Below are 20261 nucleotides of genomic sequence, written 5' to 3'. Positions count from 1 at the left end.
GGGTGATATAATTCGAAGTATGGTAAAATGAAACGGCTATTAGATAGAGAATTAAAAGGTGTGAGAAGCATGTCGCAAAAATTTGTCGTGGTGGATCTGGAAACGACGGGGAATGCCCCAAAAAGAGGGGACCGAATCATACAGTTGTCTGCAGTCGTTATGCAGGATGATGAGATATTGGAGCAATTCACTTCTTTTGTCAACCCCCTTCATCCCATTCCCCCCTTTATTACTGAACTGACAGGCATTGATGATCAAATGGTCAAAGATGCTCCTTTATTTGAGGAAATCGCTGAGAAAGTTACGACGCTGCTGGATGGAGCTGTGTTTACTGCACATAATGTGACCTTTGATCTTGGCTTCCTGCAAAATGAGTTGGTGGAAGCAGGATTTGACCCTTTTGACGGTCCTTCATTAGATACAGTCGAACTGTCAAAAATCGTTTATCCGTCAGCGGACAGCTATAAATTGACCGAGCTGTCCGAAGGATTTTCGTTAAGTCATGATCAGCCGCATCGTGCGGACAGTGATGCATATGCGACTGCATTATTATTAAACCGCCTTACGGCAAAATTGCGTGAGCTGCCGATTGTAACGCTGGAGGCTTTGCTGAACCTGTCCTATCATCTCAAAAGTGATGTTTCAAAGATAATCAATGAAATCATCGGTGAAAAAAGACATCACATTGAAAATCTTCCCCCTCACCTGGAGGTATTCAGAGGGCTGGCACTCTTGAAGAAAAACAGGTCCGAAAAACCAGTGGTTTCTGGAAACATTCCATATCCAAAAGTAGAAATCGAAAAAGAAGAACTATTAAGTAAAGTGAATCCTCTTTTCGAAAAAAGATCAGGACAGTTCCAGATGATGGATGCAATAATGGAGTCGTTTATAGAGGAAAGGCACGCGGTGATCGAAGCGGGGACTGGAATAGGAAAGACAATTGCCTATCTCCTGCCAAGCATCTTTTTCTCACTTAAAACTAATAATAAGGTAGTAATCAGTACATATACGAATCAATTGCAGGACCAATTGATGAATAAAGAAATAACTGCGTTGGCAAAAGTATTTAGGGCTTCATTCCGAACAGCGCTGTTAAAAGGCAGAAGCCATTATATCCATCTGCTTAAATTCGAGTATTCATTAAAGGAACAGGAATATCAGTACGATTCCGTTCTCTCTAAAATGCAGATGCTTGTATGGCTGACAGAAACGGAAACAGGCGACCTCGAAGAACTGAACTTGACAAGCGGAGGCAGGCTTTTCAGCAATCGGATCAAACATGATGGGTGGTATATGTCAAAAGAAAAGGATCCATGGATCGAGCGTGACTTTTATTTGAATGCCAGGAAGAGAGCAGATGAAGCAAACATCATCATCACGAACCATTCCATGCTCATGAGCGATGCCATGAATCAAAATGATTTGCTCCCAAAATATGATTTCCTTGTCATAGATGAAGCGCATCATTTAGAAAAAGCAGCCCAGAATCACTCAGGAATTTCACTTGATTATATCGGATTGAAGTTTTTGATTGGCCAATTAGGTACAAGTGAGCGAAAGCAGCTTTTTGCCAAGCTTGAATCGGTATTGCACAAATTTTCTATCAGCCCAGCAATACATGCATTGGAAATCGACCATCACCTATCAAACTTAGATCAAGACTTAGATGACTTATTTTCTGTGCTTACCCAGATTGTCAGCAGGAATGAAAAGAGCAGGCAGCATATGCAAAAAGTAACAATCCGCATAAATGAAGAATTGAGCAAACAAAGAATCTGGCAGTCAGCCGTTCATTGTGCGGAAAGGGTGCGTTCCGAACTTAAGTATATCCGCACGGAATTAGAAGGAAGACTTCAATTGCTAAGCGCCGAGGGTAAAAAAATAAGTACAGAGGAAAAAGCATTTTTAGAAGAAATGCATAGTTTCCTGCTGGAATGGGCTTCAATGGAAGATGACCTTTTAAAGATCATCATCAGGCCATCCACTGAGATTGTTGCTTGGATGGAAGCAGACTTAAAATCGGTCCCGAATAGTCTATTGGTGTCAGGAAAGCCAGTCTCCTTGCAGAGGCCACTGAATGAAAAGCTTTTTTCACAGAAGAAGGCCATCGTCATGACATCTGCCTCTTTGACTGTTGATGGATCATTTGATTATTTTATGAAAGAGATCGGATTGGACAAGCAAGGTGTATTGCAGCTCCAGCTTGCTTCACCATTTCAATTTGAAAAAATGGCCAAGCTTGTGGTGCCAAGGGATATCCCAGATATAAAAACGGTTCCGATGCAGCATTATATAGATGCAATCAGCAATTATATCATTGGATTGGCCCAAGCAACCAAGGGAAGGATGCTCATTCTTTTCACATCATACGATATGTTGAAAAGAACGTATAATCTCATTAAGGACAGTGGGGTCCTTGAGGATTTTGTTTTAATGGCACAGGGGATATCCGGCGGAAGCAGGACAAGGCTTACAAAGAATTTTCAAAAATTTGATAAAGCCATACTGTTTGGCACCAATAGTTTTTGGGAAGGTGTAGACATCCCTGGGGAAGACTTATCATGTCTTGTTATTGTGAGACTGCCTTTTTCACCTCCGGATGAACCTCTGGTACAGGCAAAAAATGAGCAGTTGAAAAGCCTTGGAATCAATCCGTTTACAGCTGCAGCCCTGCCGGAAGCCATTCTAAGATTCAAGCAAGGATTTGGAAGGCTGATAAGAGGGAATGAGGATAGGGGCATAGTCATTGTATTTGACAGAAGGATCGTGACAACTTCCTACGGCAAGTCATTCATTTCCTCCATTCCTCGAATTCCGCTTATTCAAGGGGAACTTGATGAAATCACCGATCTTATTGAAGAGTGGCTTTAGAAAAATCAAAAAATACGCTGCTGTAAGAGCAGCGCGAAAAGTGTGGATTAGAACTTTTTTGTGAAACGACACCAATATTATAATCGGTTAGATTTAATTTTGCGTTATAATGTTTAAGTGAGTGTTTCAGTACCATTATTGTTGCCGATGCTTATTCAGCCTATTAGTAACAATATTTGTTTAATGAGGAGGAAGTTTTATGGAGAGTAAAATCGAAATACTATCTACAGTCAGGATCGAAAATAATCCTGATTTATATAAAATTGTGGACGCCTTGAATCGTACCCTTAAGCAAAAAGATCTGATGTTTGGACTTGCATTGGATCCAGATGATCAAAATACTGCAGTCTTTACGATTTATCGTACATAAGGGAGAAAGCAATTGAAGAAATGGATTTTAATTATTATTGTCCTTTTAATTATCATCATGGGGTTTGCTGTAAGTTTATATCTATATGGGCATAAACCATATAGCAAGGCTGAAAAAACAGCTGTTGAGACAGCAGAAAATTCAGCAGGTATCAAGGAAGTTGAGCAATTTTATCTTTACAACGGAAGCAGCACTTGCTATACAGTTGTAGGAAAAGATGCGGATGGAACAAAAAAAGCAGTATTCATCCCGGAAAATAAAAAAGATGATTTGGTTGAAGTGAATTGGGCAGATGGAATTTCCAAAAAGGAAGCCCTCAATAAACTAAAAGAAGAGAAGACACCAAGAAAAATCCTTGGAATAAGACTGGGCTTGGAGGATGTAGGTCCAGTCTGGGAAATAACCTATTTGGATGATGAAAAGGATTTGAATTATTTTTATATCGTGTTCAAATCAGGTGAATGGTGGAAAAAAATCGAAAATATTTAATTAGGAGGACTTTTTCGTGGATATTAGATTGGCTGAACGGGTTAAAGCATTGACTCCTTCTACAACATTGGCTATAACGGCCAAGGCAAAAGATATGAAGGCAAAAGGAATCGACGTAATTGGACTTGGAGCGGGTGAACCGGATTTCAATACGCCTCAGCACATCATTGATGCTGCTTTCCAATCCATGAATGAAGGCCAGACAAAATATACGCCTGCCGGCGGGCTTCCTGCGCTTAAAGATGCCATTATAGCGAAATTGAAGAATGATCAGGGGCTTTCATACGACAGAAATGAAGTTATGGTGTCAAGCGGTGCAAAACATGCGCTTTACACACTTTTTCAAGTAATTCTGGATGAAAACGATGAAGTCATCATTCCCATTCCTTATTGGGTCAGTTACCCGGAACAGGTGAAGCTTGCAGGCGGGAAACCTGTCTATATTGACGGAAAAGAGTCTAATGACTATAAAATTACAGCTGAACAGCTTCAAACAGCGATAAGTGAACGGACAAAAGCATTGATTTTGAATTCACCAAGCAACCCGACCGGGATGATCTATTCTAAATCCGAGCTTGAAGCCATAGCAGAAGTCTGCCTGAAAAATAATATTTTAATCATTTCTGATGAGATTTATGAAAAGCTTGTATATGGCAGCAGCCGTCATATTTCCATTGCGGAGCTTTCACCTGAGAGCAAGGAACAGACCATCATCATTAACGGTGTATCCAAATCCCATTCCATGACTGGTTGGAGGATCGGATATGCTGCGGGAAACAAAGCAGTCATTAAAGCAATGACGGATTTAGCCAGTCATTCCACTTCCAATCCCACGACAACATCCCAATATGGTGCCATTGCAGCATATATGGGGACACAGGGTCCTGTGGAAGAGATGAGGGAAGCCTTCGAGAAGAGACTCGAAATCGTTTATGATCAGTTGATTGCCATTCCAGGAATCACTTGTCTAAAGCCGCAAGGAGCTTTTTATTTATTCCCGAATGTCAAAGAAGCTGCAGAGAAAACAGGCTATACAAATGTGGATGAGTTTGCAGCTGCTCTTTTGGAAGAGGCAAAGGTTGCAGTCATTCCAGGTTCTGGATTCGGCTCGCCGGACAACATCCGCCTTTCCTATGCGACTTCTTTAGATTTATTAGAGACGGCAGTGGAACGCATCCATACGTTTGTAAGTTCGAAATTAGTCAAGAGCTGACCATCTAGCAAAAAGTGTGCATTCACGCATTCTTTCTACGCCTAAAACATAAAGACTTCCATCATTCATTTGGTGGGAGTTTTTTCAAGCCATCCCATTTTCAAAGTGTCCATGCTATACTGAAAGGGAGGTGTCGTCCAGTATGGAAAAAGATATTTTATTAGCTTGGATTGAAGAAGGAACTGTTAATATCCCCTCAATCCTTTTTACCAATTATAAAAGAATGGGTCTTAATGAGGCGGATATCATGTTGATCTTACAGGTATATTCCTTTCAGAATAAAGGCAACTCCTTTCCGACTCCTGAAGAACTGTCTTCCAATATGACCATTACATCGGGAGAATGCGCGTCAATCTTAAGAAAACTTGTTCAACAGGGATTCATTTCGATAGAAGAAGGAAACACAACTGAGGATATTCTTTTTGAAAAATATTCATTAAAGCCTTTGTGGATGAAGCTTTTGGATTGCTTGCAGGAAGATAAAAAGCAATCACAGCGTCAACAAAGCAGCTTCAGTGAAAATGAGCTTTATACAATATTCGAGAAAGAGTTCGGACGTCCGCTATCTCCGTTGGAATGTGAAACGCTCGGGATGTGGATGGATCAAGATCATCATGATGCTGTCATAATAAAGGCAGCTCTTAAGGAAGCGGTCATATCAGGAAAGTTGAATTTCCGTTATATTGATCGAATTCTGTTTGAATGGAAAAAGAATGGGATTGAAACAATCGAACAAGCCAGGAAACACGGAGAGAAATTCAGGTGCAATGTTCGAAAAGGACCAATGGAATATGAAAAAACTTCTTCTAATACAGTGCCGTTCTACAATTGGCTGGAGCAATAGCCGCTGTTGTCCGAAGGATGAACTTAAGGTGATTATGAATGTTAACGAAAATACAAATCCGATACTGTTTAGACAAAATCGCTGAAATATTCCCAAACGCACATTGTGAACTAAGGCATCGCAATCCATTTGAACTTGTAATTGCTGTGGCACTTTCAGCCCAATGTACAGATGCACTGGTAAATAAAGTGACAAAGAATCTGTTTGAAAAATATACCACCCCGGATGACTACTTGCAGGTCTCATTAGAAGAATTGCAAAATGACATTCGATCCATTGGACTTTATCGCAATAAGGCGAAGAATATTCAAAAGCTTTGCCGGATGCTGCTGGATGACTTCGGGGGCATCGTTCCAAATAATAGGGAAGATCTTGTAAAGCTCCCTGGTGTAGGCAGGAAAACGGCAAATGTGGTCATGTCAGTGGCATATGGAGTACCGGCAATTGCTGTAGATACCCATGTCGAGCGTGTCAGCAAAAGGCTTGGGATATGCCGGTGGAAGGATAGTGTTCTGGAAGTCGAAAATACGCTTATGAAGAAAGTGCCAATGGATGAATGGTCCGCCACTCATCATCGGCTAATATTTTTCGGAAGATATCACTGTAAGGCGCAAAACCCTCAGTGCCCGGATTGCCCGCTGCTGGACTTGTGCAGGGAAGGCAGGAAAAGAATGAAAGGGAAACAGCTGAAATGATTGAAAAAGGACAGTTGATTCTTGTCCCAAATAAATTACAGCATCCATTTTTTTACGCTGCACCTGAAATTATCTGGCCGGAAAATAAAAATGAAATTTATTTCTTTGATGAATTCTTATTTTTTTTGGAGAAAAAAGGGGATAGGCCATGGACTACTCCAGAAGTACATCTGCCTTTATTAAATGAACAATGGAAACAGTTAAATAAGAGTCTGCAGTCTATGTTCGCTATGCGGGCTCGTGGGGTAAAGCCCATTATGGTGCAAGCCATCTGTACTTTCTTTAAGTACTTATTTTGGGCTAATGGAGAGCCTGTAGTCTTAAATAAATTAGATTCATCTTTGCAAGGATTAAAAATCAAACCTGTTAATATTGAAGAAAGGCTTTTTTTCATGATGGAAAGTAAAAGCTATTTCCATGCCTATAAACAGCTTTCGGAATTATTCAATGAACAAACAAAGCAGACAGCAAAACATTTTGCAATGAGAAAACTGCGGGAGAAATAAAAAAACCTCCTCAACCGATCAAAAGGTTGAGGAGGTTTTTTTTTGATAAGAAAGGGGAGAGACAGATCTTATTGTCCGCCGCCTGTACTGGTCCCGCCAGTATCTCCTGAACCAGTGCCAGACCCTGAGCCAATTCCGGTACCAGTGCCAGATCCGGTACCTGAGCCAGTTCCGGTACCAGTGCCAGATCCGGTACCTGAGCCAGATCCAGTACCAGTGCCAGACCCAGTTCCTGAGCCAGACCCGGTACCAGTGCCAGACCCGGTTCCTGAACCAGAACCGTCGCCAGTGCCAGACCCAGTTCCTGATCCAGAGCCGTCGCCAGTGCCAGTTCCACCACCGTTGCCAGAACCAGTACCTGAACCAGTACCTGAACCAGTACCTGAACCAGTACCAGAGCCATCCCCTGTACCATTGTCAGAGCCAGTTCCATTACCGGATCCGGAATTGCCGCCAGTACCGCTGCCAGTACCGTTATCAGTTCCTTCACCATTATTACCTTGGCCATTGTCATTTCCTCCTGTGGTGCCAGGAACGGTGACAGTCACTGATGCCGAATCACTCTTTTCAGTGCCGGATACGGCTACAATGTTAAACGTATACGTTTCTCCAGCTTGAGGATTGTTAATGTTAATGGCCTTATCCGAAGTGGTTGTGATTGCCTGCTGTTTACCACCGGCAACTGAACCGCTGACCTCGAATTGAACATCTTTCGCTTCTTTGTCATCAAAGTCCCAGGTAAGTTCAATCTGGTTGGTTTCCGGATTGTATTTTCCTTGGACATTTGAAGGAGCATTTAGCTTATCGAACTCTTGAGAAACATCAGAAGGTTCCTTTCCTCTGACAAACAGTTCATAAAGAACCTTGTCTTCAGGGGTGAACTCGCTTGGTTTCTTAGGAGGATTCGAACCAGCTTCAACCTTTGCCTCCACTACACTGTTCGGCTTTTTAAAGTCTGGAGTATCTTTTCCTTCTGAAACATGTTCCATCAGGTTTTTAAATAGAAGCTGGGATATCTTTTGGTCTTTTCCAGGTTCTATAGGAACTTTCCTGCTAGGATACCCAGTCCATACAGCGGCAGTATAGTTTGTTGTGTAGCCTGCAAACCATGAGTCAGGAACTGCTGCTTTTTTAATTCCATATTTATTTCTGTCAGCCTCGCTGTAGTTTGTCGTACCTGATTTTCCTGCTAGAGGAAGACCTGAGATATTAGCCATATGTCCAGTACCGCCTGAAGCAGTCAATACATCCTTCAGCATGTCTGTAATCATGTAGGCAGTATAGTCTTTCATCGCCACTTTTGGTTCATGAGGGCTCTTGATTTCTGTTTCCCCATCAGGCAGGACAATTTTCTTGACTGCATGAGGAGTATTGTAAATCCCGTTATTCCCGAATGCCGCATATGCTCCAGCCATTTGAAGGGAAGAGACACCTTCATCAATTCCTCCGATGGAATAAGACTCATAGAAGTTTTTAAAATCAAGTCCCAGTCTGCTTCCGAATTCACGGGATTTATCCAATCCGACAGCCTGCATGGCCTGCAGTGCAGGGATATTACGGGACATGTAAAGTGCTTTCCTCATTGACATTTCACCGAGATACTTTTGATCCCAGTCATGGATTTCATCACCTGTGGAATATTTATATGGTTTGTCATCCAACTGATGATAAGTGGACCATTTTAAATATTCGATGGCAGGGCCGTAATCCAAGATAGGTTTAATGGTCGATCCAGGCTGTCTCTGGCTGTCAGTGGCGTAGTTGAATCCCCGCTTGACCTTTTGGTTGCGTCCGCCGCCAATAGCCCTGATTTCACCTGTCTTTGTATCCAGGAGTGTGATGCCTGCCTGGAAATTCTCATCCGGATATTGGACTATATCATTTCCATTCAGCATTTTTTCAACATATTCCTGTGCATCCGGATCAAGAGTCGTGTAAATTTTTAAGCCATCAGAGAAGAGGTTGTAATCTCCCATCTTTTCGACTTCTTTGATTACTTCATCAACAAAGGAATCATATTTCTGATCATTGCGCTGACGTTCTTCTTTTTTCTTCAACATGGATTCAATGGATACTTTTTTCGCTTTTTCCATTTCATCCTTTGAAATTTTATGATGCTGATACATCAGGGAAAGAACTGTATCGCGTCTTTTCTTCGCAGCTTCCGGGTGATCGAATGGGTTATAGTTATTCGGGCTCTGCGGCAAACCAGCCAAAAGGGCTATTTGCGGCAGGGATAGATCTTTTAAATCCTTCCCATAGTAATAATTGGATGCCGTTTCGATGCCATGAACCCCATCGCTGTAATAAACCTTATTGACGTACATTTCAAAGATTTCATCTTTGGTATATTTTTGTTCGAGCTTGATGGAAAGCCACGCTTCCTGTGCTTTTCGTTTAAGCGTCTTGTTTTGTGAGAGGTAGGAATTCTTCACTACCTGCTGAGTGATGGTGCTTCCACCTTCAGAGCCAAAGCCATGCGTAATGTTGGCAAGGACAGCTCCAGCAAGACGGATCGGGTCGATTCCATGATGCTGATAGAATCGATTATCCTCCGTAGCCAATACAGCATCTTTTACTGCATCAGGAATATCCTTGAATTGAACGTAGTCCCGGCTGGTTGAGCCGATGGTTGTGACCATCTTTCCATGTATATCATAAATTTCTGAAGGGAGCGGGTCCTTCAGCAGTTTTTCATCCAATGGAGGGGCGTCGCTTGCGTAGTAGGCGAAGGTGCCCGCACCAGCGGCAAGTCCCAAAATGCCAATGATGAAAATGGTTAAAATTACTTTCTTAAATATACTTCCTTTTCTTTTTTTGCCTTTTTTATTAGATTGCTGTTGTTTACGGCGTTCTTCTCGTGACATTTGTTTACCTGCCATATTCAGCATTCCTCACTTTCTATCTATAAGGGAATACCCTTAGTAATCAAAGCTGTAATGATTGTCTACAATTGATAAATAATCGATTCTAGGATGGAGTCCGATCGGAATGCTAAATCCGAATTCTTCAATTTCAGCTTTTGAAATGGATTTTCTTCCTCCATTTTTCATTCTCTCCCAAAAGAAACTTAGATGTTCACTTTTTAGATAGAAAATTTCATCAGTTGAAGAGAATCGAAGAATGACAAACGAAATTCCTCCATGGTTTGCCACTTGCTTCATATGGGATATTTGGTGCTCATGAAAGTTCTTTAAAGGAAAAGAGGTGGCGTTTTGTGTTTCTTTCGCTTCAAAGTCGATATAGGCACCTTTATATACTCCATTATAATCTGTGGTGGAAGCTTGTTTGAAGTATGCTTCCTTAATGACTGCCGCACTCCTTCTTGGATAATCAACCTTCACAATCTGGACAGGCGTGGGCTTTTTATAAATGACTGCAATTCCGTTGTGCAAGTAGTATTCATTTGTTTCGTTCAGGTCTTCCTCCAGTGTCATTCCACGGTTGCTGTACACAACCTGGTTATTTGTTTTATCTTTTTTTTTGGATTTAACTGTTGGCTGTACAAATTTTTTTCCATTCGGATAATGGAATTTCATGGAAAACTCACCTCTCAAGCTAATTCCTATAATAGCAGAAAGCAAGAATGGATGTGTGAATAAAAAGCGTCAATTCCACCCAATATAACGATAGAAAAATCGAGGGAGCGGAATATATGAAGAAAATAAACGATTTTCACAATTTCTTTCCCAAAAGCTATAAGAATATAAGTGAATCAGAAATATTGGATGATATAAGTGCCATTGTTTTCAAAGGGAATTTAGATAACATTTCCAGAACCGAATATTATCAAAAATTTTATTTTCATCATCCCGAGATCCGCTGGTCTTTTCTTGCCTCAATGGTTTCCCGGAACGCAGGCTGGAACATGTGCGATTTAATGAGCACATGCTTTCTGCAGGGGATATCACCTGAAATAAGGGAGAGGCTTTTTTTAACTTACGAAAGAGCGAATTGGCTGATTTTTCATGACGCATTTCCACAGCTTCTTATCTATCATTATTCGACGGTGTCCAGAAAGCCATTGTTTCATTTTTTAAAAAAATTTATGGTTTCGGATTTTATGATCAAAGAATGGCTAACATTCTGGCACGGTTCAGACAGTGATCGATTAACAAAGGCTTTGATCATCAATGAACAAAATCTGATTCAAAAACCAATTATAAATCATCCCGTTTATAAAAAAAGGGTATTTAAAACTATCCTTTTTCATTTTCAGGAATATTTTCATTTCAGCTGTGTAGTATTTCCCACTCTTATAGGAAATTTATATGGAGCGAGTGTTTCCAGATTCTCTAAGCTTGATGAGCGGATCGAACTCGGAAAAAGATTGGATCAGATCCTTTTCCACCCGGATTTATATCCGCGGTTTTTAGATTTTTCCAAGAAAGTTGAACATACAGGTTCAAGATATGATTATGAAAAAGTATTCAAGCGCCGTCCATTAAGAACCACTCCTTTTTTGAGGACCGTGTACCCTGTGGTTGAACATCATATCAGAGAGCAGGCTGACTGGTCATTAGAAGGAAGCCACAAGGAAAAATGGTTTTATCCTGCTCAATTAAAAGAAGATATTCATCTGACTGATTGGTTTTTGCACAAGAGGTTTCAACAGCAGAGGATATTGACAATAAAAACCTGTTTCACGACAAATAAAGAGAGCTGACCCTGAGAATGAGAATTCATCATTGATCTATCGCCGAATCAGCGTATGTCAAGATTATTCCCATTTGGATCAACCCTTCATTTTAAAACGTGAGCTATTAAGGTCCAATTAAACCATCAGGTCGAAGGGCGGTTAGGACCGTTTAATTTTGGGTTGCCGGATCCCGCTTTAGTATTTTGGCGCACTTCCTGTTTTTCGTTTGTGTTTTTCCCTTTATTCTTCATGTTTAAACACCTCCTGCCTATATTGTTCACTAAACGAGCCAAGCCATTCCAATGAGGAACAAATTGTCGAAAGAGTAAACCCCTATAAAGGTGAAAAATCACTTTCTTTGACGAAATGCTTCTAGTTTTGTCAGGAGGGAAGGAAGTAGATTATGAACGAAGAATTATGGAGTAAAGAATAATGGGGAGGCGCATATCATGGTAGCAAGCGAATCAGTGTTAGAGAAATTAAGAGATATTGAAGCACAGTTGGATCGGTTGGAAAAGGATATCCAGGAAAGAGTCAGTTCAGAGCTAAAAGCGGATGCAATGGAACTTCATACGAAAATGGACGCTCATTTAGACAGGATGGATGACCTTATCGGGCTGCAGGAGAGTGCAAAGGTGCAGGAAAGTGTATTTTTAAACGGACTTAAGCTTGAGTTTAGCTGACTCAATCTTTAATATAATAGTCATATTGAAAAAATGAAGCAGCTTACATGCTGCTTTTTGTTTTGGAGTGGAGAATCCTGTGAATAAGAAAAGATTATTAGAGTTGACAGAAGAACTAATATCACTGAACCAAAAAGCTCATACCCGTTATCTGGAAGCGAGGGAGACAAAGGAAAAGGGAGACTTTTTTACGGAGGTCAAACCATTTGCAGACCACATAAAAGAAATCGGTGATGAATGGGAAATTCTGGCGGTGGAATGGTTGAACGATGTCTCAAGAAAAAACATACATCCCCGGCAAATCACCCATACCAATGAAAATCTTCAAATGGTATCCATCCAGGCATTTTTCCCGGAAACCAGCTGGAACCGATTCAAAAGCCACATACAATCCATAGATTACGTACTGAATCAGCTGTACAACGAATTACAGTCTTAAAATAAATAGGGATGATGCATTTTGGCATCATCCCCTAAGTACTATCAATCAGTGAGTATTTTAATTTTTAATATGTTCCGTTCCGTATGCAGATTCAAGTTCCTCTACAATTTTTTTGTATTCATAAGCAGATAGTTCGTTGTAAAGATAAGCTTTTTTGGCAAAAACCAAAAGTTCATTCAAATCCTCAGTGGCAAATGCTCGCTTCTGTTCAAACCTTTGTTTTAATTCTTGAACATTCATATTAATGCCTCCCTACCTTCTTTTTTTTATGGTAACATGAAAACGTTTTTTTCCTTATTTTAAGAATTATTTAACTTCCGACAATATCCAACGCTAGTCGACATATCTGGTAAAACCTTCTGATTTCTGGAGATTCGAGTGCATCTTAATGGGACATTTCACCATTTTTTCAGTACTGCATAGACTACTATCACACAGTTATGTTTTAGGAGGTAGTCAAGTGAGGAGAATAAATGGTTTACAATGGGATTCATCCGGCAAGCCGCAAATGTTGAATCAAGGGAGGAACCCTTATCAGCAGCCACCCGCTCCACTGTATCCGGGGCAAGGACCATATATGATGCCTCATCCACAATATGGACCAGGGAGCCTTCCTTTCACCCAGCAAGGAAACAGCGCCAATCCATACGGGCAAAGCGCCTATTTTCCTTATCAGCAGTCATCACAAATTTTTCAAAATCCTCTTCAGCCGCCGGAACCGGAAATGAACCTTCAACAGCAAAGCCAAGGCTATGCCAACCCATATCCCAAAGCGAGTTTTCTTCAAAAACCACAAGGGTCTCCAATGAGTTCTGTCATGAATTCGTTCAAGGGACAAGACGGAAATATCGATTTTAATAAAATGATGAATACAGCCGGCCAGATGATGAGTGCAGTGAATCAAGTTTCGTCGATGGTCAAGGGGCTCGGCGGAATGTTCAAGATATAATAAAGATAAAAAGAGGCTGAAAGCAAATTTTCAGCCTCTTTTTATTTAATCAATTTGAAGCCGCTTCCCTTTGAGCTTCGGAATTTTAATGACGAGCAGTCCATCTTCATAAGTCGCTTTTGCATTCTTTTCATTTACAATAGAAGGGAGCTGGATAGTCCTTGATGATCTTTGCATGGAATGTTTTTTAAAGAATGTCCCCTGGTTTTGATCCTCTTTTGCAAGAGTTTCTGAATCCTGCACAGCCAGTGTGAGATATTGAGGGAAGATGTTAATGAATATTTGCTCTTTTTTTACTCCTGGAAGTTTGGAAGTGACGATTACAGAATCATCTGTTTCTGCCCATTCAACATTCAGGCTGTTATGATCGGAAGGAAAAGGGGCTGAAAAGAAGTCATCAATGCTCTCGAGAATCCCTTTAAGCGGCTTCTCTCTGAACAGTTCATTCATGGAATCCATCACTTCTCCAAAATGCACGGGTTGTGTCTTTTTTGGAGGCAGTCCATCATTCGGTTTTTGAGGCATCACTTGAACTCCTTTCAGTATCATTCGTTTCATTATATGAAATCGACTATAGAAAGTGCCTATGGAAGGAAACATCGAATTTCATAATGTTTACCTCTTTATAAACGAACAAATATTCGATAAAATAGAAGGATAATGAGGTGAATCGAATGTTAAGGAAGAAAAATCTGACAGATATCATTGATTATTTAAAAGGAGACTCCCAATATATCGAACGAATCGTTCATTGGCATACAATGGAGGAAAAAGAGGCAAAGACCGATCCGATCCCTTCGGATATTCATCCATCCATAAAAAATGCTTTGAATAAACGGGGGATTGAAGAATTATATACTCATCAAACATCTGCCTATAATATTGCATCGCAAGGGAAAAGTTTTGTTGCCATCACTCCCACTGCATCAGGGAAGACTCTTTGCTACAATCTTCCTGTGCTGCAATCCATACTGGATTCAGAGCAGTCAAGGGCGCTATATATATTTCCTACAAAGGCTCTCGCCCAAGATCAAAAAAGTGAGCTGAATGAATTGATCCAGGAGTCGGGGCTATCCATTAACAGCTATACATATGACGGCGATACACCTGCGAATATTCGTCAAAAAGTAAGAAAAGCAGGGCATATTGTCATTACGAATCCTGATATGCTTCATTCTGCTATTTTACCGCATCATACGAAATGGGTATCTCTGTTTGAAAACTTGAAATATATCGTAATTGATGAACTTCATACTTACCGCGGGGTTTTTGGCAGCCACGTAGCTAATGTCATTAGGAGATTGAAAAGGATCTGTGCTTATTATGGCAGTGATCCGCAATTCATCTGTACTTCCGCAACCATTGCGAATCCATTGGAACTCGCACAGGAGCTGACAGGAGAATCGATGGAACTTGTCGACAACAATGGGGCTCCGAGCGGAAAAAAACATTTTGTTTTTTATAATCCGCCTATTGTGAATAAACCGTTGAATATAAGGAAGAGTGCAACCCTTGAGGTTCGCAGTCTTGCGGGAGACTTATTAAAGAATAAAATTCAGACCATTGTTTTCGCCAGGAGCAGGGTGCGTGTGGAAATCATTCTTACGTATCTGAAAGAACTTGTGAAAAATGAACTCGGTCCCAAATCAATTCGGGGCTATCGAGGAGGGTACTTGCCCACTCAACGAAGGGAAATTGAAAAAGGCCTGAGGAATGGAGAAATTTACGGAGTGGTTAGTACCAACGCTCTTGAGCTTGGAGTCGATATCGGCCAGCTTCAAGTCTGTATCATGACAGGATATCCCGGAACGATCGCAAGTGCCTGGCAGCAGGCTGGAAGGGCAGGAAGAAGGCATGGGGAATCACTGGTCATTATGGTCGCAAGCTCCACACCGCTCGATCAATATATCATCGAACATCCGGAATACTTTTTTAATCAATCACCTGAAGTTGCCAGAATCAATCCGGACAATTTAATCATTTTGATTGATCATATTAAATGTGCAGCCTATGAATTGCCTTTTAAAAGTGGTGACCTATTCGGAAGCACCGAAATTGACGAGGTCTTGGAATTCCTTGTCGAGGAAAGGATCTTACATCAAAATGGGAGTAAATATCATTGGATGAATGATGCATTCCCAGCCCATAACATCAGTCTGCGTTCAGCTTCACAGGAAAATGTGATCATCATTGACTATAGCATTCCCTCTCAGACGAAAGTAATCGGGGAAATGGATCGATTCAGCGCAATGACGCTGCTGCACGATGAAGCGATCTATCTTCATCAAGGAACTCAATTTCAAGTCGAGGAGTTGGATTGGGAAGAGAAAAAAGCATATGTGAAAGAAGTGGATGTAGACTACTTTACCGATGCTAATTTAGCTGTCTCCCTTCAGGTGCTAGAAGTTGATGAGCAAAAAGAACTCTCCGAAATAATATCGGGCTATGGGGATGTATCGGTAAGAGCCATGGCAACCATATTTAAAAAGATAAAGTTTGATACACATGAAAATATCGGTTCAGGACCTATACATCTCCCGGAAGAGGAGCTTCATACGAATTCTTGCTGGCTCTCAATAAAAAATGAACAGAAGCAGCGATCTTCAAAAGAAATTGAACAGGGTCTTATCGGGCTTGCACATTCCATGAAAGCGATCATCCCGCTTTTTGTCATGTGTGATCCACAAGATTTTCAAGTTGTACCGCAAGTGAAGGCCGAACATAATGAACTTCCTACCATATTCATTTATGACCATTATCCAGGCGGTATAGGGCTCAGTAAAAAGGTATTTGAACAAGTAGATGTAATCCTCCGTGAATGCAAAAAGCTGATTACCGGCTGTCCATGCAATAACGGCTGTCCTTCGTGCATCGGCACTGAAACTTTATCATCGAAAAACGATGCACTTGAGCTATTAAAACTGCTCGGTGCATGACGTTTTGGATAAGAGGTGTGATGAATGTCCCTAAAAAATAAATTGAATCGCATGAAGCATCATATTGTAAAAGAAGAGAAAGGAAATCCTCCTTTAGTGGAGGAACAAAAAGAATCCAATGAAAAGGATATCCCCTTTATGGATCAATGGGAAAAAGTGAACGTCATTCCATACTATTTCGATGGTAGCTATTGTTTGATCCGGGAAGAAAGATATTCTTTGGAGACAAAACATGGGAAGTACCCATTTAAAGACTTGTTCACTGCTGTCAATCTGTGGAATGATTTTGGAGAGGGACATCCTTTATCTTCATTCGGCCATGATGCTTCGGATTTATTCTTCTTTGATACGGAAACCACAGGCCTTGGAGGCGGGGCTGGAAACACTATTTTTCTTTTGGGGTATGCCAGAGTGGAAGGAAAGGAACTTGTTTTAAAACAGCACATCCTGCCGCAGCCTGGGGACGAAATCCCTCTATATCAAAGCTTTCTGGAAAAAGTCGATTACACAACACTTGTCACCTACAATGGGAAGGCGTTTGACTGGCCGCAGGTTAAAACGAGGCATACTTTGATCAGGGAACATGTTCCAAAGCTTCCTTCTTTCGGACATTTCGATCTATTCCATGCCTCAAGAAGGATGTGGAAGCACAAACTTGACAGAGTCAAATTGACGGACGTTGAAAAAGAAATCCTGGACTTCCATCGCGTCGATGACGTCCCAGGCTTCCTTGCCCCCATGATCTATTTCGATTTTGTAGAAAGAAAAGACCCAGAAGGATTGATAAAGATCCTGATTCATAATGAAAAAGATATTTTATCCCTTGTATCCCTATATATCCATTTGTCCTTTCAGATTTTAAATGCTGACCCAAAAAGGTCCGATCAAGAAGCACTGAATGTCGGAAAATGGTTTGATTATGTCGGTAATAAGGAAAAAGCATTTGTTTCCTTAAAAGAAGCTTCTAAAAAGCAGGCTGCTTCTGCCGGAGAAGCTAAGTTTCATTTAGCCTTCTATTATAAAAGGGAAAAGAATTATCTAAAAGCATATGAGCTATGGCTTGAAGCATCAAAGGAAAGTGATATATGGATACAGATGGAATCCATGATTGAATTGGCGAAAATAGAAGAACATCAATTTCGCCGTCTAAAGCCGGCTCTTGAGTTTACCCATTCTGCTATGGATACAGCTTTGAAAAATAAGGATCACAAGAAAATCACAGCAAAAAAAATAGAATCCCTTCAAAAAAGAGTGGATCGACTTCAAAAAAAGATAAAAAAGAACGATGAGGAATGAAAATCCAGTTTTGTTAACAAAATTTAATGTTTGAAATATTTCTTTAACGCCCAAACCTATTGTGCCAAAATGTCGAAACCTGTAAAATATTGAAATGTATTGAAGATTTAAGGATAGGGCTGATTAAAATGTATCGAACAATCTTTTTTCTGTTTTTCGTTGTTGTATTCATCATGGCATTTGTTCTCACCAACATGAGGGATAGTTTTTATACAATGCTGTAAAAATAGGTATTTGTATTAGTACATGTTCCCTTCCCTTTACATATTTTGTTAGTGTAAGAAATATAAAAAAGGAAGGAGATATGACCATGTATTGCAGACCACCACATGTACTTCCTGCGATTGTTCATCCTACGAAATGCTGCGTAAACCATACTTTTTCAACAGTGGAAGTACCACATATTCATCCGTCACATACAACTACTGTAAACCATACAATGTACCAGCATAAACACTATTTCCCTCAAACACAATCTATGGTAAATCAAGTATCCAACCAACAATTCAATTGCTCTGGACCTGGCCCGGCTCCAATGGCTCCTATGGGACCAATGGGACAACAAATGGGTCCTTACGGATACGGAAGATAATCAGAAACGGCTGCAAGGGCTAAATCGCTAGCCCTTGTTTTTTTATTTTTATTTTGATAAAGATTATAATTGTTTCAGCTGATTTCCAGCTGTTGATTGGAGTGCAAGACGCAGACTCCGGTGGGAAAAGCGGGGTAGGCGAGACCCCGCAGGAGCGCAGCGACGAGGAGGCTTGCCGCCGCCCTCGGAAAGCGAAGTCTTGAACGGAAATCAACAGCGGTTTTTATTTTGAATTAATATCATGGCAAAGGAGCAGCGATAATGACTCAAGTTCTCATGGTTACGGGATATAAACCTTTTGAGCTGGGAATATTTAATAATGATGACCCTGCTGTCAGAATAATAAAAAAAGCATTGAAGAAGGAAATCAAACGAAAAGCGGAAGAAGGATTGGAATGGGTTCTGGTTTCCGGCCAGCAGGGAGTTGAACTCTGGGCAGCCGAGATGGTCCTTGAATTAAAGGAAGAAAACTATGATATACAACTTGCAGTATTGACGCCATTCATCGATCAGCATTCCAAATGGAAAGAACCTCAAAAGGAATATTATGAACTGGTGACTTCACAGGCTGACTTCCTTGGCACCATTTCAAATCAGCCTTATACAAATCCTGATCAGTTCAGGAACAGAGATCGGATTTTTTTACATAAGAGCGATGGACTCCTTGCACTATATGATCCTGAGAAAGAAGGGTCGCCAAAATTCATTTTGGAATTAGCCGAAAAATATCAGGAAGTGCGGGATTTTCCAATTCGAACCATTGATTTTTATGAATTGCAAACGATAATAGAAGATGAACAGTGGGAAAATCAGTGAATGTTCACAAAATATACATCCAAGAAAATTGACAAAAACAGTTGTATTTGAAAAAATTAATTATAATGGGTAATGATAGGATGGTGTAATGCATGTTATCAGATAAAATTAAATTGACTGCAAAAGATATTTTAGAAAAAGAATTCAAACAAGCAATGAGAGGGTATAAACCTGAAGATGTAGATAAGTTTCTTGATCTGGTCATAAAAGATTATGAGACTTTCCATCAAACTATTGAAGAGCTTCAACAGGAAAATATGCGCTTGAAAAAACAGGTGGATGATTCTTCACGCCGCCAGCCAGTTCAACAGGCAGCTGGTACAACCAATTTTGATATTTTGAAGCGCCTTTCCAACCTGGAAAAGCATGTTTTTGGCAGCAAGCTGTACGATTGATTGGGAAAATAAAATTTCCAGTTGATTTAGCTTCGTGAATGGCCTATAATTGGTCATTGTATGAAACGTTATTGACGTTCAGGTAATCGCTGCAGCTTTGCTGTAGAGGAAAGTCCATGCTCGCACAGTGCTGAGATGCCTGTAGTGTTCGTGCCTAGTGAATTCATAAGCTAGGGCAGCCTGGTTAAGTCTGGGTTGACGGCAGGGAAAACACCTAAGTCGCAAGATATGGTGTGAATACTTTGAAAGTGCCACAGTGACGGAGCCTTATGAGAAATCATAAGGGTGGAACGAGGTAAACCCCACGAGCGAGAAACCCAAATTATGGTAGGGGCATCTTCCTGGAGGAATTGAACGAAGGGAAGGACAAGTGCATTGCATTTGTAGATAGATGATTACCACCTAAGTACGAGACGATAGTCGCCAGGAGTACAAAGGTACAGAACATGGCTTACAGGACGTTGATAATGATACTTTTATTACGTAAGCTCTCCTTCTAATAAAGGAGAGCTTTTATCATATATA

The 20261-nt window shown here is 40.7% G+C and carries 21 protein-coding genes and 1 other RNA gene; 18 read left to right on the top strand and 4 right to left on the bottom strand.

Going from position 1 to position 20261, the window contains the following annotated elements; all coding sequences use genetic code 11:
- Positions 1-69 precede the first annotated feature (69 nt).
- The 7 genes from dinG (at position 70) to ABTV07_RS12705 (ending at position 6988) form a co-directional block, all read left to right on the top strand.
- Positions 70-2871 carry an ATP-dependent DNA helicase DinG gene (gene dinG / locus ABTV07_RS12735; protein ID WP_433742800.1) on the top strand — a complete coding sequence of 934 codons (2802 nt, stop codon included), beginning with the start codon at positions 70-72 and terminating at the stop codon, positions 2869-2871.
- A gap of 199 nt (positions 2872-3070) precedes the next feature.
- Positions 3071-3241 carry a YpmA family protein gene (locus ABTV07_RS12730; protein ID WP_114745345.1) on the top strand — a complete coding sequence of 57 codons (171 nt, stop codon included), beginning with the start codon at positions 3071-3073 and terminating at the stop codon, positions 3239-3241.
- Positions 3242-3253: 12 nt separating this feature from the next.
- The gene (locus ABTV07_RS12725) at positions 3254-3730 is read left to right on the top strand and encodes a DUF5590 domain-containing protein (protein ID WP_433742798.1); all 477 of its coding nucleotides are present in this window, start codon (positions 3254-3256) and stop codon (positions 3728-3730) included.
- A 22-nt stretch (positions 3731-3752) separates the two neighbouring features.
- The gene (locus tag ABTV07_RS12720; RefSeq protein ID WP_433751224.1) at positions 3753-4943 is read left to right on the top strand and encodes a pyridoxal phosphate-dependent aminotransferase; all 1191 of its coding nucleotides are present in this window, start codon (positions 3753-3755) and stop codon (positions 4941-4943) included.
- A gap of 142 nt (positions 4944-5085) precedes the next feature.
- Positions 5086-5787, top strand: coding sequence for a DnaD domain-containing protein (locus tag ABTV07_RS12715; protein WP_433742796.1), 702 nt, complete (start codon positions 5086-5088; stop codon positions 5785-5787).
- Between the two features lie 38 nt (positions 5788-5825).
- Complete coding sequence (gene nth, locus ABTV07_RS12710; RefSeq protein ID WP_433742795.1) at positions 5826-6482, top strand: endonuclease III; 657 nt, start codon at positions 5826-5828, stop codon at positions 6480-6482.
- Positions 6479-6988 carry a YpoC family protein gene (locus ABTV07_RS12705; RefSeq protein ID WP_433742794.1) on the top strand — a complete coding sequence of 170 codons (510 nt, stop codon included), beginning with the start codon at positions 6479-6481 and terminating at the stop codon, positions 6986-6988. The genes nth and ABTV07_RS12705 overlap by 4 nt, the downstream gene beginning before the upstream one ends.
- A 68-nt stretch (positions 6989-7056) precedes the next feature.
- Here the strand turns inward: ABTV07_RS12705 and ABTV07_RS12700 are convergent, their stop codons facing one another.
- Both ABTV07_RS12700 and recU read right to left on the bottom strand, forming a co-directional pair.
- Positions 7057-9870: a transglycosylase domain-containing protein gene (locus tag ABTV07_RS12700; RefSeq protein WP_433742793.1), complete on the bottom strand. Its 2814-nt coding sequence runs from the start codon at positions 9868-9870 to the stop codon at positions 7057-7059.
- A gap of 39 nt (positions 9871-9909) precedes the next feature.
- The gene (gene recU, locus ABTV07_RS12695; protein ID WP_433742792.1) at positions 9910-10527 is read right to left on the bottom strand and encodes a Holliday junction resolvase RecU; all 618 of its coding nucleotides are present in this window, start codon (positions 10525-10527) and stop codon (positions 9910-9912) included.
- A 116-nt stretch (positions 10528-10643) separates the two neighbouring features.
- Here recU and ABTV07_RS12690 point away from each other — a divergent pair, with 116 nt between their 5' ends.
- The 3 genes from ABTV07_RS12690 (at position 10644) to ABTV07_RS12680 (ending at position 12749) form a co-directional block, all read left to right on the top strand.
- On the top strand, positions 10644-11654 hold the full coding sequence (locus ABTV07_RS12690) for a DUF2515 family protein (protein ID WP_433742790.1): 1011 nt from the start codon (positions 10644-10646) through the stop codon (positions 11652-11654).
- Positions 11655-12076: 422 nt separating this feature from the next.
- Positions 12077-12310: a hypothetical protein gene (locus tag ABTV07_RS12685; RefSeq protein WP_433742788.1), complete on the top strand. Its 234-nt coding sequence runs from the start codon at positions 12077-12079 to the stop codon at positions 12308-12310.
- Positions 12311-12389: 79 nt separating this feature from the next.
- Entirely contained in the window at positions 12390-12749 is a 360-nt protein-coding gene (locus tag ABTV07_RS12680; RefSeq protein WP_433742787.1) for a YppE family protein, read from the top strand.
- A gap of 60 nt (positions 12750-12809) precedes the next feature.
- On the opposite strand, the gene yppF is transcribed toward ABTV07_RS12680, so the two are convergent.
- Positions 12810-12992, bottom strand: coding sequence for a YppF family protein (gene yppF / locus ABTV07_RS12675; RefSeq protein ID WP_433742785.1), 183 nt, complete (start codon positions 12990-12992; stop codon positions 12810-12812).
- Between the two features lie 220 nt (positions 12993-13212).
- Between yppF and ABTV07_RS12670 the strand changes: the two genes are divergently transcribed.
- Positions 13213-13701, top strand: a complete 489-nt coding sequence (locus ABTV07_RS12670; RefSeq protein ID WP_433742784.1) for a YppG family protein — start codon at positions 13213-13215, stop codon at positions 13699-13701.
- Positions 13702-13746: 45 nt separating this feature from the next.
- Here the strand turns inward: ABTV07_RS12670 and ABTV07_RS12665 are convergent, their stop codons facing one another.
- Positions 13747-14226, bottom strand: coding sequence for an Hsp20/alpha crystallin family protein (locus ABTV07_RS12665; RefSeq protein ID WP_433742782.1), 480 nt, complete (start codon positions 14224-14226; stop codon positions 13747-13749).
- Positions 14227-14375: 149 nt separating this feature from the next.
- On the opposite strand from ABTV07_RS12665, the gene ABTV07_RS12660 reads away from it, so the two are divergent.
- From ABTV07_RS12660 to rnpB, 7 genes are all read left to right on the top strand, one after another.
- On the top strand, positions 14376-16637 hold the full coding sequence (locus ABTV07_RS12660; RefSeq protein WP_433751221.1) for a DEAD/DEAH box helicase: 2262 nt from the start codon (positions 14376-14378) through the stop codon (positions 16635-16637).
- Positions 16638-16661: 24 nt separating this feature from the next.
- Complete coding sequence (locus ABTV07_RS12655) at positions 16662-17933, top strand: ribonuclease H-like domain-containing protein (RefSeq protein WP_433742781.1); 1272 nt, start codon at positions 16662-16664, stop codon at positions 17931-17933.
- 128 nt (positions 17934-18061) lie between these two features.
- Positions 18062-18157 carry a hypothetical protein gene (locus tag ABTV07_RS12650; RefSeq protein WP_245948428.1) on the top strand — a complete coding sequence of 32 codons (96 nt, stop codon included), beginning with the start codon at positions 18062-18064 and terminating at the stop codon, positions 18155-18157.
- Between the two features lie 80 nt (positions 18158-18237).
- On the top strand, positions 18238-18525 hold the full coding sequence (locus tag ABTV07_RS12645) for a CotD family spore coat protein (RefSeq protein WP_433742779.1): 288 nt from the start codon (positions 18238-18240) through the stop codon (positions 18523-18525).
- Positions 18526-18786: 261 nt separating this feature from the next.
- Positions 18787-19341, top strand: a complete 555-nt coding sequence (locus ABTV07_RS12640; protein ID WP_433742778.1) for a DUF1273 domain-containing protein — start codon at positions 18787-18789, stop codon at positions 19339-19341.
- 92 nt (positions 19342-19433) lie between these two features.
- On the top strand, positions 19434-19736 hold the full coding sequence (gene gpsB, locus ABTV07_RS12635; protein WP_433742776.1) for a cell division regulator GpsB: 303 nt from the start codon (positions 19434-19436) through the stop codon (positions 19734-19736).
- Between the two features lie 74 nt (positions 19737-19810).
- An RNA gene (rnpB, locus tag ABTV07_RS12630) (RNase P RNA component class B) lies at positions 19811-20195 on the top strand.
- The last annotated feature ends 66 nt before the right edge of the window (positions 20196-20261 follow it).

The organism is Falsibacillus pallidus (assembly GCF_050990905.1).
Lineage (GTDB): Bacteria > Bacillota > Bacilli > Bacillales > DSM-25281 > Falsibacillus > Falsibacillus pallidus_A.
Note: the sequence above shows the minus strand (reverse complement) of the source record. Positions and strands in the feature narration are given on the sequence as shown.

What these genes read in the sequence shown, in the direction of transcription:
- nth (WP_433742795.1), top strand. Translation starts at nt 5,826, where the DNA reads ATGTTAACGAAAATACAAATCCGATACTGTTTAGACAAAATCGCTGAA.
- gpsB (WP_433742776.1), top strand. Translation starts at nt 19,434, where the DNA reads ATGTTATCAGATAAAATTAAATTGACTGCAAAAGATATTTTAGAAAAA.
- ABTV07_RS12640 (WP_433742778.1), top strand. Translation starts at nt 18,787, where the DNA reads ATGACTCAAGTTCTCATGGTTACGGGATATAAACCTTTTGAGCTGGGA.
- ABTV07_RS12690 (WP_433742790.1), top strand. Translation starts at nt 10,644, where the DNA reads ATGAAGAAAATAAACGATTTTCACAATTTCTTTCCCAAAAGCTATAAG.
- yppF (WP_433742785.1), bottom strand. Translation starts at nt 12,992, where the DNA reads ATGAATGTTCAAGAATTAAAACAAAGGTTTGAACAGAAGCGAGCATTT.
- dinG (WP_433742800.1), top strand. Translation starts at nt 70, where the DNA reads ATGTCGCAAAAATTTGTCGTGGTGGATCTGGAAACGACGGGGAATGCC.
- ABTV07_RS12650 (WP_245948428.1), top strand. Translation starts at nt 18,062, where the DNA reads ATGTATCGAACAATCTTTTTTCTGTTTTTCGTTGTTGTATTCATCATG.
- ABTV07_RS12655 (WP_433742781.1), top strand. Translation starts at nt 16,662, where the DNA reads ATGTCCCTAAAAAATAAATTGAATCGCATGAAGCATCATATTGTAAAA.
- ABTV07_RS12705 (WP_433742794.1), top strand. Translation starts at nt 6,479, where the DNA reads ATGATTGAAAAAGGACAGTTGATTCTTGTCCCAAATAAATTACAGCAT.
- ABTV07_RS12645 (WP_433742779.1), top strand. Translation starts at nt 18,238, where the DNA reads ATGACCATGTATTGCAGACCACCACATGTACTTCCTGCGATTGTTCAT.
- ABTV07_RS12665 (WP_433742782.1), bottom strand. Translation starts at nt 14,226, where the DNA reads ATGCCTCAAAAACCGAATGATGGACTGCCTCCAAAAAAGACACAACCC.
- recU (WP_433742792.1), bottom strand. Translation starts at nt 10,527, where the DNA reads ATGAAATTCCATTATCCGAATGGAAAAAAATTTGTACAGCCAACAGTT.
- ABTV07_RS12730 (WP_114745345.1), top strand. Translation starts at nt 3,071, where the DNA reads ATGGAGAGTAAAATCGAAATACTATCTACAGTCAGGATCGAAAATAAT.
- ABTV07_RS12700 (WP_433742793.1), bottom strand. Translation starts at nt 9,870, where the DNA reads ATGGCAGGTAAACAAATGTCACGAGAAGAACGCCGTAAACAACAGCAA.
- ABTV07_RS12715 (WP_433742796.1), top strand. Translation starts at nt 5,086, where the DNA reads ATGGAAAAAGATATTTTATTAGCTTGGATTGAAGAAGGAACTGTTAAT.
- ABTV07_RS12685 (WP_433742788.1), top strand. Translation starts at nt 12,077, where the DNA reads ATGGTAGCAAGCGAATCAGTGTTAGAGAAATTAAGAGATATTGAAGCA.
- ABTV07_RS12660 (WP_433751221.1), top strand. Translation starts at nt 14,376, where the DNA reads ATGTTAAGGAAGAAAAATCTGACAGATATCATTGATTATTTAAAAGGA.